General features: G+C 58.0%; 16 protein-coding genes. 4 read left to right on the top strand and 12 right to left on the bottom strand.

The genetic code is table 11. The features are described 5' to 3' along the window. Positions 1–15 precede the first annotated feature (15 nt). Together prmC and prfA are read right to left on the bottom strand one after the other, a co-directional pair. Complete coding sequence (gene prmC, locus SJY13_RS02430; protein WP_377187237.1) at positions 16–861, bottom strand: peptide chain release factor N(5)-glutamine methyltransferase; 846 nt, start codon at positions 859–861, stop codon at positions 16–18. Then, positions 858–1,913 (bottom strand): peptide chain release factor 1, encoded by a 1,056-nt coding sequence (gene prfA, locus SJY13_RS02425; protein ID WP_377193541.1) that lies wholly within the window; start codon positions 1,911–1,913, stop codon positions 858–860. The genes prmC and prfA overlap by 4 nt, the downstream gene beginning before the upstream one ends. 63 nt (positions 1,914–1,976) lie before the next feature. Between prfA and SJY13_RS02420 the strand changes: the two genes are divergently transcribed. After that, complete coding sequence (locus tag SJY13_RS02420; RefSeq protein ID WP_085821068.1) at positions 1,977–2,267, top strand: hypothetical protein; 291 nt, start codon at positions 1,977–1,979, stop codon at positions 2,265–2,267. A gap of 400 nt (positions 2,268–2,667) precedes the next feature. Here SJY13_RS02420 and SJY13_RS02415 read toward each other — a convergent pair whose 3' ends face one another. From SJY13_RS02415 to SJY13_RS02400, 4 genes are all read right to left on the bottom strand, one after another. After that, the gene (locus SJY13_RS02415) at positions 2,668–3,066 is read right to left on the bottom strand and encodes a DUF1499 domain-containing protein (RefSeq protein WP_377187233.1); all 399 of its coding nucleotides are present in this window, start codon (positions 3,064–3,066) and stop codon (positions 2,668–2,670) included. 69 nt (positions 3,067–3,135) lie between these two features. Then, a complete protein-coding gene (gene speB, locus SJY13_RS02410; protein ID WP_377187230.1) occupies positions 3,136–4,083 on the bottom strand; it encodes an agmatinase in 948 nt (315 codons plus the stop codon). Between the two features lie 63 nt (positions 4,084–4,146). Further along, on the bottom strand, positions 4,147–5,115 hold the full coding sequence (gene speB / locus SJY13_RS02405; RefSeq protein WP_377187227.1) for an agmatinase: 969 nt from the start codon (positions 5,113–5,115) through the stop codon (positions 4,147–4,149). A gap of 12 nt (positions 5,116–5,127) precedes the next feature. Continuing rightward, a complete protein-coding gene (locus SJY13_RS02400; protein ID WP_377187224.1) occupies positions 5,128–6,291 on the bottom strand; it encodes a M20 aminoacylase family protein in 1,164 nt (387 codons plus the stop codon). Between the two features lie 66 nt (positions 6,292–6,357). Here SJY13_RS02400 and mazG point away from each other — a divergent pair, with 66 nt between their 5' ends. From mazG to SJY13_RS02385, 3 genes are all read left to right on the top strand, one after another. After that, positions 6,358–7,215 (top strand): nucleoside triphosphate pyrophosphohydrolase, encoded by an 858-nt coding sequence (mazG, locus tag SJY13_RS02395; RefSeq protein WP_377187221.1) that lies wholly within the window; start codon positions 6,358–6,360, stop codon positions 7,213–7,215. A 63-nt stretch (positions 7,216–7,278) separates the two neighbouring features. Continuing rightward, complete coding sequence (locus tag SJY13_RS02390) at positions 7,279–8,220, top strand: nucleoside hydrolase (protein WP_377187218.1); 942 nt, start codon at positions 7,279–7,281, stop codon at positions 8,218–8,220. After that, a complete protein-coding gene (locus tag SJY13_RS02385) occupies positions 8,217–8,666 on the top strand; it encodes a GNAT family N-acetyltransferase (RefSeq protein WP_377187215.1) in 450 nt (149 codons plus the stop codon). Before SJY13_RS02390 ends, SJY13_RS02385 begins: the two co-directional genes overlap by 4 nt. A 48-nt stretch (positions 8,667–8,714) precedes the next feature. Here SJY13_RS02385 and SJY13_RS02380 read toward each other — a convergent pair whose 3' ends face one another. The 6 genes from SJY13_RS02380 to SJY13_RS02355 form a co-directional block, all read right to left on the bottom strand. Next, positions 8,715–8,882 carry a hypothetical protein gene (locus SJY13_RS02380; RefSeq protein ID WP_200818519.1) on the bottom strand — a complete coding sequence of 56 codons (168 nt, stop codon included), beginning with the start codon at positions 8,880–8,882 and terminating at the stop codon, positions 8,715–8,717. 376 nt (positions 8,883–9,258) lie between these two features. Then, a complete protein-coding gene (gene eno, locus SJY13_RS02375) occupies positions 9,259–10,536 on the bottom strand; it encodes a phosphopyruvate hydratase (protein WP_377187212.1) in 1,278 nt (425 codons plus the stop codon). Positions 10,537–10,660: 124 nt separating this feature from the next. Continuing rightward, the gene (locus SJY13_RS02370; RefSeq protein ID WP_377187209.1) at positions 10,661–11,545 is read right to left on the bottom strand and encodes a DMT family transporter; all 885 of its coding nucleotides are present in this window, start codon (positions 11,543–11,545) and stop codon (positions 10,661–10,663) included. A gap of 138 nt (positions 11,546–11,683) precedes the next feature. Further along, complete coding sequence (locus SJY13_RS02365; protein ID WP_085820789.1) at positions 11,684–12,097, bottom strand: Fur family transcriptional regulator; 414 nt, start codon at positions 12,095–12,097, stop codon at positions 11,684–11,686. Positions 12,098–12,169: 72 nt separating this feature from the next. Further along, positions 12,170–12,874 (bottom strand): endonuclease/exonuclease/phosphatase family protein, encoded by a 705-nt coding sequence (locus SJY13_RS02360; protein ID WP_085820790.1) that lies wholly within the window; start codon positions 12,872–12,874, stop codon positions 12,170–12,172. A gap of 45 nt (positions 12,875–12,919) precedes the next feature. Then, a complete protein-coding gene (locus tag SJY13_RS02355) occupies positions 12,920–13,285 on the bottom strand; it encodes a hypothetical protein (protein WP_377187205.1) in 366 nt (121 codons plus the stop codon). Positions 13,286–13,648 lie beyond the last annotated feature (363 nt).

The following is a 13,648-nucleotide window of genomic DNA, read 5'->3' as shown; positions in this document are numbered from 1 at the left end:
CCTCAGAACAGGCCATCACTGCGGCATTCTGGCAAACACAACACGATCCCGGCCATCCAAATCCGGGATAATCCGCGTATGTGCCAAACCGGCTGCCTGAAAAAGTGCCGCTACGTCCGGTCCCTGCGTTGGCCCGATTTCGACCAGTAAACGGCCACCGGGCATCAAAAAATCAGGAACCCCGGCGGCAATACGACGATACGCGCCCAGCCCGTCGCCTTCATCCGTCAGCGCCATGCGCGGTTCGTGTTCGCGCACTTCGGGGGACAATTCCTCCATCTCGGACAAAGAAATATAGGGCGGGTTTGAAACAATTAGATCATATTGGCCGTCAATGTTTCCAAACCAGTCAGATTGCAGAATCTCTGCACGACTTTGCACCTGATGCAGAACCGCGTTGGCACTGGCTTGCAGACAGGCCGCTTCGCTGAGGTCCGTACCCACACCCGAGGCGCTGGTCCGCTCGGCTAACAGGGTGATCAGAATGCAGCCGGACCCGACGCCCAGATCCAGCAGATGATCGAACGGCTCGCTCAGCGCGGCTTCGATCAAGATTTCGGTTTCGGGGCGCGGGTCCAGCACATCGCGGCTGACACGGAACCGGCGGCCATAGAATTCGCGTTCACCCAGCAAGTGCGAAACCGGTATACGTATGGCGCGCAAGGCAATCAGCTGATCATATCGTTCGGCTATCTCGGGCGACAACTCTTCGGGCGCGATCAGCGTGACACGGCTGGCCTCGATCCGCGCAGCATGAGCCAGCAATACACGCGCGTCACGCGCCGGATCAGGCACACCTGCGGCCCGCAGACGCGCAGTTGCAGCGACCATGGCCTGCGCTGCCGTGAGGGCCCCGATCATTGCGCCATCTCCGCCAACAGCCGCGCCTGATCATCGGCGGTCAGCGCGTCGATCACCTCGTCCAGATCGCCCTGCATGACCTGATCCAGCTTGTAAAGTGTCATGTTAATGCGGTGATCCGTCATCCGACCCTGCGGAAAATTATAGGTCCGGATGCGTTCAGATCGATCACCCGAGCCCACCTGACTGGCACGATCAGCCGAGCGTTCGCTGTCAATCCGCTGCCGCTCCAGATCATAAAGCCGCGTTTTCAGCACCTGCATCGCAATCTCACGGTTACGGTGCTGAGATTTCTCTGAGCTTGTCACCACAAGACCCGTCGGCAGGTGGGTGATCCGCACTGCCGAATTGGTGGTGTTCACGTGCTGCCCGCCTGCGCCCGAGCTACGCATCGTGTCGATGCGGATGTCATTGGCATCAACCTGAATGTCCACATCTACGGCCTCGGGCAGGACCGCCACGGTGGCAGCCGATGTGTGAATGCGCCCGCCGCTTTCGGTTTCGGGCACGCGCTGCACCCGGTGCACACCGGATTCGTATTTCATCCGGGCAAACACGTTGTCACCTTTGATATGGGCCACGACCTCTTTGATGCCGCCCAGGTCTGAGGCCTGTTCTTCGATAATCTCAAACTGCCAGCCGCGCGCCTCGGAATAGCGTTGATACATGCGCAACAGATCACCGGCAAACAACGCGGCCTCGTCCCCGCCGGTGCCCGGCCGGATTTCCAGCATCGCCGGGCGCGCATCAGCGGCATCCCGGGGCAACAGCGCCAGTTGCAGCGCATGTTCGGCCTGTGGGATGCGGGATTGTAGGTCAGGAATTTCCTCTTCGGCCAGTTCCTTCATGTCCGGATCGGTCAGCATTGCCTGCGCCTCGGCCAGATCGCCCACCAATTGACGCCACGCCATGATCTGATCGACCACCGGCTTGAGGTCGGAATACTCTTTCGCCAAAGCTGCAATTTCCCCACCCGAGACGCCATCCGCCATGGCTGCTTCGAGGTACTGGAATCGCTGAGTTATCTGTTCAAGGCGTTCTTCGGGGATCATCCCGGCGGTGTCTCTCATCCGAGGGCTATGGTCAAGTGCCAGCCCTGTGCTATGCTAAAATCCATGAAGGGGTTGGTACTTGTATTCTCGCTGCTTGCCGCACCTGTCATGGCTGACTACGTCGGCCCTGATGGAAAGGTGCGCGATTGTTATTGCACCGACAAATCCGGCAGCCGGGTCGAATTGGGCGAAATGACCTGCCTGCAAGTTGACGGCCGTATGTTCATGGCTCAGTGCCAGATGTCTTTGAACGTGCCGATGTGGCGCGAGGTTCAGGAAGGATGCTTGTCGTCAGGGCTGCAATCCGACTGGCCTGATCTCGAAATTTCTCCCAGTTTACACAGCACGATGTGAACCGCCATAAGTCAGCCCATATTCTGAGTTTGTGTTTCTTTCACTGATACGCTTTCGTCATGAAAAAACAACGTTCTCGCGCTTACTGCGGACATAGCAGTCGACCCGACAAGGTCTGGCGCAAATTTTTTGCCGCCCGGAAAAAACATAACCGCAGCGTTTAGGGGCGCAAAAACAGCGAACAAAAAAGAGAGATGTATTAAAAAGAGTCAAAGCCGTTTCCCAGTCGAAAAACAGCCTTGATTTGCAACCAAACGCTTTTGGTACCGCAAGTTAGAATCCAAAAGGATGTGCTTGGTTAGACCCGCATTGTCCATCTCGGCGCACGCTCGATGCAACCTTCGTTCGTACTCGCTGATGTCGCTGTTCTTGGGTTAGTCAGACATTCACTGTCTGGCGCTTACATTTGTCCAAGCCAAGCATCAATCCGCGCCTTGTTCACCCCAAAATCTGACCCGCCAAAGCGCAAGCGGCCATAGATACGCAGCGTGTCTCCGTCCTGTTGTGCCGTCGTGTAGTCCGGAAAGCCAATCACCTTGGTGCGGGTGACATAGGTGATCATCCCGTCATCCACCGACCCTGCCAGAACACTGGTGCGCGGCGTAACCTGAGCAAGGGCATCAAGCCTCGCCAGACCGTCAGGACCGGTTTCAACCACGCGCATCACGCCGCCTTTCAGATCCTTGTCCGCCTCAACTTGCGGTGCGATATGCCAGCGCGCGGGGTCAGACGGGGCCAACCGGATGTAAGCCCCGATCGCAAAAACCAGACCAAGTACCAGCCAGAGAGCAATTTTCATGACGCCAATCCCGATGTTTTCAAGCACCCTAGCCGGAAGCGCCGGTGGAGCAAGGCCGTACCCGAAATCCTACCGTGACGTCACACCGGGCAGGATGCAAAGCAGCTCGAACAACAGGTTTGCAGCGGTCAACGCCGTGTTGCCGGTAGGATCGTAGGGCGGCGACACCTCAACCAGATCGCAGCCAACCACATTTACCCCACACAGAGCATGGATTAACTGCAGTGCCTGCGGGGTGGTGAGCCCACCGATCTCGGGCGTACCGGTTCCGGGCGCATAGGCCGGGTCCAGGCTGTCGATGTCATAGGTGATGTAAACCGGGTGATCCCCGATCGTTTTGCGAATTTGTGAGCCGATCTCTGTCAGGTTCTGCTGCCACAAATCCCACGCAGGAAACTGGCGAAAGCCCCAGCCCGCAGCCTCGGTGAAATCTGACGCCGCATAGCCGGAGCCGCGGATGCCAATCTGAAACGTTTTATCGGGTACAATCAGCCCCTCTTCGTAGGCCCTACGAAAGACAGTGCCGTGGGTTTCTTTTTCGCCGAACATCTCATCATTCACATCCGCATGGGCATCGACATGGACCAAAGCCACAGGCCCGTGTTTCGCAGCCACCGCGCGCAGGATCGGCAAGGTAATCGAGTGATCACCCCCCATCGCAACCGGTGTCACGCCCTGCGCCAGAATGGCGTCATAGCTTTCCTTGATGATCTTCAAACTGTCGGCCAGAGAAAACGTATTGATCGCAAGGTCGCCAATATCGGCGATCTGCAGGCTGTCGAACGGTGCCGCAGTCGTGGCCATGTTATAGGGCCGGATCATTGCGCTTTCGCTGCGGATCTGTTTGGGACCGAACCGTGTGCCCGAGCGCCACGAAGTGCCGATATCCATAGGAATCCCCAGAACCGCCACATCCAGTCCGGCCAGCGTGTCCACCTGCGGCAGCCGCATGAACGTGTTCGGCCCTGAAAACCGTGCCAGATCATTGCCGCTGATGGGTTGGTTAAAGTCTGTCATGCCCGTGTTTCTCCCGTCCAGCCTGTTGGTTAACCTGATAGCGGAAAGATGGCTAACCAAAGGTTAAGCCGGAGCCAGCTTGTTCCACCCCAACAGACAAATGATTTGCGTTGCCACATGCGCCCCGGCGATGGCCGTTGCGCCTGACGTGTCATAGGGCGGAGACACCTCGACCACGTCGCCACCCTTGATATTGATCCCGGCGATGTCGCGCAAAATGATCTGCGCCTGGATCGAGCTTAACCCGCCCCAGACCGGTGTCCCGGTGCCGGGGGCAAAAGCCGGGTCCAGACCGTCGATGTCAAAACTCAGGTAAACCGGGCTGTCGCCCAGAATACCTTTGATCTTATGCGCCACGGCGGCAGGGCCGGATTCGTAAACCTCGCGCGCGTCAATGATGTTGACACCCAGCGTGTCTTCGTTGGTGGTTCGTATCCCCACCTGGACCGAGCGCTTGGGGTCCACGATCCCCGATTTCACCGCCTTGTAGAACATCGTCCCGTGATCCACTCGCGACATGTCATCATCTGCCCAGGTGTCCGTATGCGCATCGAATTGCAGCAGAGAGATCGGCCCGTATTTCTCGGCATAGGCCTTGAGGATCGGGAAGCTGATATAGTGATCCCCGCCCAGCGTGACTGAGGCCACATCTGCCGCCAGAATGGTACGGATATGGTCGGTCAGCGTGTCGGGAAAGGCCGGGATGTTGGCATAGTCAAACGCCATATCTCCATAGTCGACGATGGCCAGTTCCGTCAGCGCTTTGAACGGCCAGCCGTACGGCTCGTCAGGCGATTGCAGGGTGCTGGCCTCGCGGATCGCGCGCGGGCCCAGCCGTGTGCCGGGGCGGTTGGTGACCGCTTGGTCAAAGGGCACACCAGTCACCGCGATATCGACGCCCTTCAGGTCCTTGGTATAGAGCCGCCGCAGAAACGACGTCGCACCTCCGAAAGTATTCTCATGCGACAGGCCTTTGAGGTCGGGATTGGTGAACGCCTCATCCACCTGGTTCTTTGCGTCTTCCAGTGCCATGTCTGTCCCCCATCAGCCCAAGGGCTGTGCTTTTTCAACGATCCGCGCAAAGAAGGACGCGCCGATCGGTGCGATATCGTCGTTGAAGTTGTATTTCGGATGGTGCAGCCCGGCGCTGTCGCCCTGCCCCAGAAACAGATAGGCGCCGGGGCGCGACTGCAGCATATACGAGAAATCCTCGGCCCCCATCTCGCGCCCCATATCACCGACCACACGCTCGGCCCCCGACACGTCGCGGGCGACATCCGCCGCGAAACCGGCATTTTCGGCGTCATTTATCGTGGCGGGATAGTTCTTTTCGTAGTCCAGCCGCGCCTCAACCCCGTACGAGGTCGCCTGCCCTTGCACAATCTGTTCCATCCGGTCGATGACCATTTGCTGTACAGTCGGATCAAAGGTGCGCACCGTGCCATTGATATAGGCGGTGTCCGGGATCACGTTGTTGACCGTTCCGGTATGGATCTGCGTCACTGAAACCACCAGATCGTCCAGCGCATAGTGGTTGCGGCTGACGATGGTCTGAATGGCTTGAGCGATGCCGCACGCCGCCATCACCGGATCTTTGGTCTCGTGCGGCATGGCGCCATGACCGCCAACACCCTGAATATGGACTTCGAACGTATCCACTGCGGCCATGATCGGTCCGGGCGTTGTAAAGAACGCGCCCTCGGCAAAGCCCGGTGCGTTGTGCAGCGCAAAGACCTGAGAGATATCGAACCGGTCCATAATCCCCTCTTCGACCATCACGCCAGCGCCACCGCCCTCTTCCTCGGCCGGTTGAAAAATCAACGCCACGCGACCACGGAAATTGCGCGTCTCGGCCAGATACCGTGCCGCGCCCAACAGCATGGTCGTATGCCCGTCATGTCCACAGGCGTGCATTTTACCTGGGTTTTTCGAGACGTAATCCACACCCGTCGCCTCGGGGATCGGCAGCGCATCCATGTCGGCACGCAGGCCAATGGTCGGCCCGTCGCCCTGCCCTTTGATGATCGCCACAATTCCTGTCTTTGCGATGCCTTCGTGCAGTTCATCAACGCCGAACTCTCGCAACCGGTCTGCAACAAATGCTGCAGTTTCAAAGCATTCAAACTCCAGCTCAGGGATCGAATGCAGATGCTGGCGCCATACGGCCATGTCGGCAGAGAAGTCGGCGATACGGTTCACGACGGGCATATGGGGTGGACTCCTGATCCTGACTGCGGAATGGATGCATCTGACACCGGAACGAAAGGGTTCGCAATGGCTGAAAATCCACTGATCAATGACCCGGATGCAGGCATTGAGCGTTTGCTTGAAATCATGCGCCGCTTGCGTGATCCGCAATCGGGGTGCCCGTGGGACATCGAGCAGGATTTCAGCACCATCGCCCCCTACACCATAGAAGAGGCTTACGAGGTCGCAGACGCCATCGAACGGCAGGCCTGGGATGAGCTGAAGGGAGAATTGGGCGATCTGCTGTTCCAATCCGTCTTCCACGCGCAAATGGCGCAAGAGGCCGGGCATTTCACCTTTCAGGACGTTGTGCGCACCATGTCCGACAAGATGGTCGACCGGCACCCGCATGTGTTTGGCGACGAATCCCGCGATAAATCCGCTGATCAACAAACCCGCGACTGGGAGACCATCAAGGCGGCTGAACGCGCGGGCAAGGAGCAGAAAGGTGCGCTGGACGGGGTGGCCGCCAACCTGCCGGCCTTGCTGCGCGCGCATAAGCTGCAGAAACGCGCCGCCCGCGTGGGCTTTGACTGGCCCGATGCCAGCCACGTGCTGGCCAAGATCACCGAAGAGGCCGCCGAGTTGGAAGAGGCCCGCGATGCCAAGGACGCAGACGCGCTTGAGGATGAATTTGGCGATCTGCTGTTTGTGATGGTCAATCTAGGTCGCCATCTTGGCATCGAACCCGAAGCCGCCCTGCGCCGCACCAATGCCAAGTTCACCCGACGCTTTGCTCAAGTCGAGGCACGGCTGGCACAGCGGGGCAAAGCCCCGTCCGACAGTACGCTGGACGAGATGGATGCACTCTGGGATGAGGTCAAAACCGAAGAGCATCGCGCCAACGGCAAACTCCCGCCTGTGGATGCTTCGGCCGATCTCTAAAACAGGTGGACAAGCGCCGCGACAGTTGCGAGTGTCCGCGCTTCAATACCCCGGAGGCACAGCATGACCCCCCGCAAAATCATCATCGACACCGATCCCGGACAGGACGACGCCGTCGCCATCCTGCTTGCGCTGGCCAGCCCCGAAGAGATCGACGTGCTGGGCATCACTGCGGTCGCCGGGAATGTACCGTTGGAGCTGACGGCCAAAAACGCCCGCATCGTCTGTGAACTGGCGAACCACACGGATGTGCCTGTTTTTGCCGGGTGTGACCGCCCGCTGAAACGACCGCTGATCACGGCTGAACATGTGCATGGCAAAACCGGTCTGGACGGCCCGGTTCTGCCGGACCCCCAAATGCCATTGGCCGAAGGTCACGCCGTCGATTTCATCATCGACACGCTGCGCTCGCAGGACCCCGGCACCGTAACACTGTGCCCGCTGGGGCCGCTGACCAACATCGCCACCGCATTTCTGAAAGCGCCCGACATCATCGACAGGGTTCAGGAAATCGTGCTGATGGGTGGGGCGTATTTCGAGGTAGGGAACATCACCCCCACAGCCGAGTTCAACATTTACGTCGATCCGGAAGCTGCTGAAATCGTGTTTAAATCCGGAGTTCATATAGTGGTCATGCCGCTGGATGTAACCCATGATGCGCTGGTCACGAAACACCGGAACGACGCGTTCCGCGCGTTGGATTCCAGGGTCGGCCATGCGGTCGCCGAGATGACGGATTTCTTTGAACGGTACGACAAGGAGAAATACGGTTCCGAAGGGGCGCCGCTGCATGACCCCTGCGTGACCGCTTATTTGATCCGGCCTCAGCTATTCTCGGGTCGTCATATCAACGTTCAGATCGAAACTGGATCCGAACTGACACTGGGCATGACCGTCGCCGATTGGTGGCGCGTCACGGACCACCCCCCCAATGCAATGTTCATGGGCGACGTGGATGCAGACGGCTTTTTCGATCTGCTCACCGAACGGCTGGCTCGGCTATGAGTGCTGCACTGAGATTGGCCCGCCCAGAAGACCTGGACCGCCTGATGGGTCTTGTGACAGCCTTCCACACAGAAGCCGGTATCCCTCAGGATGCGGACCAAACCCGCAACGCGCTGGCCCCTCTTCTGGATGGCATTCCCCACGGCTGCATTTACCTGATCGGTCCCGGCCGTGCGCCGCTGGGCTATACCATTCTGACCTTCGGATGGTCGGTCGAATTTGGTGGGATGGATGGTTTTGTAGACGAGATTTACATCCGCCCCGCTGTACGCGGACGCGGCATTGCAACCGAAGTGCTGATGGACCTGCCCAAGGCCCTGGCCGGGGCAGGTCTGACCGCCTTGCATCTGGAAGTTGATCGCACCAACGAAGCGGCGCAGAAGCTGTACTTGCGCACCGGCTTCAAACCACGTGATCGCTATATGCTGATGAGCAAAACGCTCTGATCAGAACTCCGGTCACAGGCCCAATGGCCCAGGACCAGAGCGACAGAGTTACCGGGACTCACCGCGGAAAATCACGCTCGGATTATACTGTTCGATAACCGGATCATCAGGTGACGCTTTCTGACCCGAAATGGGGTAGGTTCCGGGCCCGGCACAGGCTGCCAGAAATAAAACGCTGATCACCGATGCGACGAGAAGGGATTTGGAACCAGTCATGGTATGCTCCTTTTTTGTAATGGGGATAGGTTACGAGAGAACCACGAGTCTCATATAGGGATTTCTTCACACATAAGAATATATAACGTGGAGTAAACTAGTGAGTTTTCATTTTTCCATTTGAAAACAACAGGAAAAACTCTAACCCCTGGGAAAACCGGCGCAATTCGCGGCCCCTGATGCAGGTGTACTATCACCCTGAGCGGATGGTCTGAATGATCCAGATCAACCTCTGACATACTTTCAACGCGCGCGTTCTTCAGCCAAAATCAAACGCCGAATCCCACCAAAGGGACTCGGCGTTTGTTTTGATCAAATGGCCGATCTGAGATTGATACTCGGCAAAAAGCCAAGGACCGGACTGGCGCTTTAACGATCAGCGGCGCAGGATCGACGCTCCGGCATATTCGGCAACCTCACCCAGCGCTTCTTCGATACGGATCAGCTGGTTGTACTTGGCCAACCGATCCGACCGTGCCAATGAGCCGGTTTTGATCTGCCCGCAATTGGTCGCCACTGCCAGATCGGCAATCGTGGCATCCTCGGTCTCACCGGAACGGTGCGACATCACATTGGTGTACCCTGCACGGTGCGCCATATCGACGGCCTTGAGGGTCTCGGTCAGCGACCCGATCTGGTTCACCTTGACCAGCATTGAGTTTGCGCAACCCCGTTCGATCCCTTCGGCCAGACGCTCGGGGTTGGTCACGAACAGGTCGTCGCCCACAAGCTGCACCTTGTCGCCGATGGCGTCGGTCAGGGCTTTCCAGCCATCCCAGTCATCCTCGGACATGCCGTCTTCGATTGAGATGATTGGATAGTCGTTGACCAGCGCCGCCAGATAGGCCGCGTTTTCATCCGAGGTCAGGCTTTTGCTCTCACCCGACAAGACGTATTTGCCGTCTTTGTAATATTCCGTCGCCGCGCAATCCAAGGCCAGATGAATTTCGTCACCCGGCTTGTAGCCTGCTTTTTCAATGGACTTCAGAATGAAATCCAGCGCTTCGCGGGTAGATGCGATGTTGGGCGCAAAACCACCCTCATCCCCGATGCCGGTGCTCAGACCTGCTGCTGACAGCTCTTTTTTCAGAGTGTGAAACACCTCAGAGCCCATGCGCACCGCCTCGCGGATGTTGCTGGCCGAGGTCGGCATGATCATGAATTCCTGTATGTCGATCGGGTTATCCGCATGCTCGCCACCATTGATGATGTTCATCATTGGCACCGGAAGAACACGTGCCGACGTGCCGCCGACATAACGGAACAAAGGTTGCGTGGTGAAATCGGCCGCTGCTTTGGCCGAAGCCAGCGAGACACCTAGTATGGCGTTCGCCCCCAAACGGCCTTTGTTTTCTGTGCCGTCCAGCTCGATCATGGCTCCGTCGATGGCCACCTGCTCGGTCGCGTCAAAGCCCACCAGTTCCTCGGCGATCTCACCGTTGACGGCGGCGACGGCTTCGAGCACGCCCTTGCCCATATACCGCGATGTGTCACCGTCGCGCTTTTCTACCGCCTCATAAGCGCCGGTCGATGCGCCCGAAGGTACAGCGGCGCGGCCCATGGTGCCGTCTTCCAGGATCACGTCCACTTCGACCGTCGGATTACCCCGGCTGTCCAGAATTTCGCGTGCATGGATGTCGATGATGGTGCTCATAAGGCCCGTCCCTGTGGCTGCATTTGGTTGCATGCCTCATAGCAGCACGGGACAAAAAGTAAACCATCCCCGTTATCGCTAACACGACTCAAGTGGGTTGTTTGCGCCAACCTGCGACGATCCGTCAGGTCGCGGCGGCCACCACCTGCTGGGCCAGACGCCGTTCGCGCAGGAAGGTATACAAGCCCGATCCGATGATCAGCGTTGCCCCGGCCAGTGTCATCTGATCAGGGCGTTCGCCAAACATCAGCATGCCCGCCGCGATGGAAAACACCAGCCGGGTATAGCGAAATGGCGTAAGCGCCGAGGCATCCCCCACCCGCATCGCCGTAACGATGCCGTAATATCCCAGAACGCCAAACGTGATCGCGCCCAGGAACGGACCAAACTGCCCGGCCCCCATGGCCACAACCGGCTGACCGTTCAAGACAATCAACGCAACGCCGGCAATGGCCACGGCCAGATAGGCCTGCATCGCAACAACGGCCGAGGCTACACGCACATCCAGACGCCGGGTGATCAGATCCCGGGCGGCGATGGCAATGACGCTAGCAACCACAAACAGGGTCTCTGGCTGGAACCCGTCCAATCCGGGGCGAATGATCATCAGAACACCAACAAAGCCGACACCAATCGCGCTCCAACGGCGCCAGCCGACCTGTTCACCCAGAAACAGGGCCGCGCCCATTGTCACAACTAGCGGCATGGCCTGAAACACCGCCGCCACGGTGGACAGATCAACCAGAGACAGGGCGGTGACAAAAGCAACGGCCCCGACACCTTCGGTCACGGCGCGGATCAGCGGCAGACCCCGCCACGCCGCGGCCTCAAATATCCGTTTGCGCGTGGCCACGGCCATCAGGGCAAACACCAGCCCGCACATGATACCCAAGACCACCATGATCTGTCCGGTCGGCACACTGACCGACAGGTGTTTGATAAACATGTCCTCAAGCGCAAAAGCAGCCATCGCGCCGACGACCAGCAAAATGCCGTTTACGTTGTTCATTGTCTTGTCCGTAGGGATAGGCGGCTCAACCCGGCCGCTGCTGCGTTCACCAAAAACGCAAGTATCCGTTTCTGGCAAGCATTTTAAGCACAGGAATCATGAATTCCCGTGGAGCGACCGTTCGCGTTTCGTGATGGGTCAGTCCTGCTTTAGCGGAACGCCATACAATTCCAGCCGGTGGCCTTTGAGTTTATACCCCAGCTTTGCTGCAATTTTTTCCTGTAGCGCCTCGATTTCGGGATCGACGAATTCGATCACCTCACCCGAGTGCATGTCGATCAGATGATCGTGGTGATCTCGCTCGGCATCTTCATAGCGGGCGCGCCCGTCGCCGAACTCCAGCCGTTCAAGTATCCCCGCCTCTTCGAACAATTTCACCGTGCGATAGACGGTCGCGATCGAGATCCCCGAATCCACCTTTGAGGCACGGGCATACAGCTCTTCCACATCCGGATGATCCGCGCTTTGCTGCAACACCTGCGCGATGGTGCGACGCTGGCCCGTCATGCGCAGACCTTTGGCTTCGCAACGAGAGATGATCGTGTCGGACATTGTGACCCTCAGAGTAGTTCGGGTTTCTGTCTTAAACCGTCTGCGCGGCTGGCGCCACAGCGGATTTGACCTTCACGCAACCCGCTGAAGATCAGCCCAGATCGGCAGATGGTCCGACGCAATATGCGCCGGCCGCGCGTCGTGTACGCCATGGGTGATCGCCTCAAGCCCATCGCCCAGCGCGATCCGGTCGAGTGCCCCAAGTGGCTGAGCCGCCGGAAAGCTGGGAACCGGCGGCAGGAACCGCATATCCGGAGCTAGGTGATCCAGCACAGGCTGACGCGACCATTCGTTGAAATCCCCGGCCCACACAGTCGGCATCAGATCCAAACCCGCGTCGCATCGTCGAATATGTGTGATCTGCCTGCGGCGCGAGGCTGGCAGAAGCCCCAGATGCATCCCCAAAACCCGCAGAGGACCAATCTGCGTGTCAAACTCGACCCGCACAGCCCCCCGAGGTTCTAACCCAGGCAGTTCATGATGCCCGGTCTGTCGAACCCGGATGTCATCACCCCGCCAAATGATCGCGTTGCCATGCCAGCCCAGACTGCCTGCACCCCCCAGATCGACAATCTGCCAGCCCGCTTCATCCAGCATAAAATGCGGCAAGGCGGCGGGTCGTGGAGGCAGGCGCTTGTCGGCCTCTTGCAGCACGACGATATCAGCCTTCATGCTGTCGATGACCTGCATGATACGCTGCGGCTGCCGCCGAAAATCCAAGCCCACGCATTTCTGAATGTTATAGCTCGCTATGCGCAGGGTTGAGAGTTGGGTCATGGATATTCCGTGTTTGGCATCAAACCTTTTTCGACAGTCAGGCCACTATTGAAACTGCGCAATCAACAAATTGACGGGCTCACCGCCTTCGGCTGACGAAGCATGACCCGATCCCGAGACATCTTCGGCCCAAAACAAGTCACCCGTTTTGAAATCACGTATTTCGCCCGAGCCCGCTTGAACACGAAACGTACCGAACAGAACTGTCGCAAGCTGGGGTTTCGGGGATCGGTGCTGAACCCCTTTCCAGCCCGCGGGCAATGACAGGAACGCAATTCGCGCGGCCTCGACCTCTTTGGAGACCAGAAACGGTGACGCTGGTGGGGCAAAGGTCTTGAGTTCGAAATCAACCTCGCGATCTTCGAAATAAGAAATGCCGTCCGCGTCTTCCAACAAAATGGAGTAGCGCATTTTATGCTCCCTAAAACAAAACCGATTTTTGTCTGCAGTTTCCCCCGATGCGCCTATTATGCAGCATTCTGTGTTGATGGTAAGTCGCAGAGTCGGAGTTGTAGTCATCGTGAAAACAGTTTCATCTTCCTAAGTTTCTGCCCCAACGAGTGAAACATATCGCAACTAACTCTCTTCGAAGGTCAAACCGCGTTACTCTAACCAAAAGGAAACATCTGAACAGTTGTCACATTTTGCGAGCAACTGCCTAGGGTACCCGATGACGTCGCTACGATTATGTCTTTGTGCACCATCGGTCAGGGTCAAAACGGTCCATCCGGCTTGCGTGACACCAATGCTTTCAACTTGTCCAGAATTCAACAA

The sequence above is a fragment of the Ruegeria meonggei genome (genome assembly GCF_042768335.1).
Taxonomy (GTDB): Bacteria; Pseudomonadota; Alphaproteobacteria; order Rhodobacterales; family Rhodobacteraceae; genus Ruegeria; species Ruegeria meonggei.
Note: the sequence above shows the minus strand (reverse complement) of the source record. Positions and strands in the feature narration are given on the sequence as shown.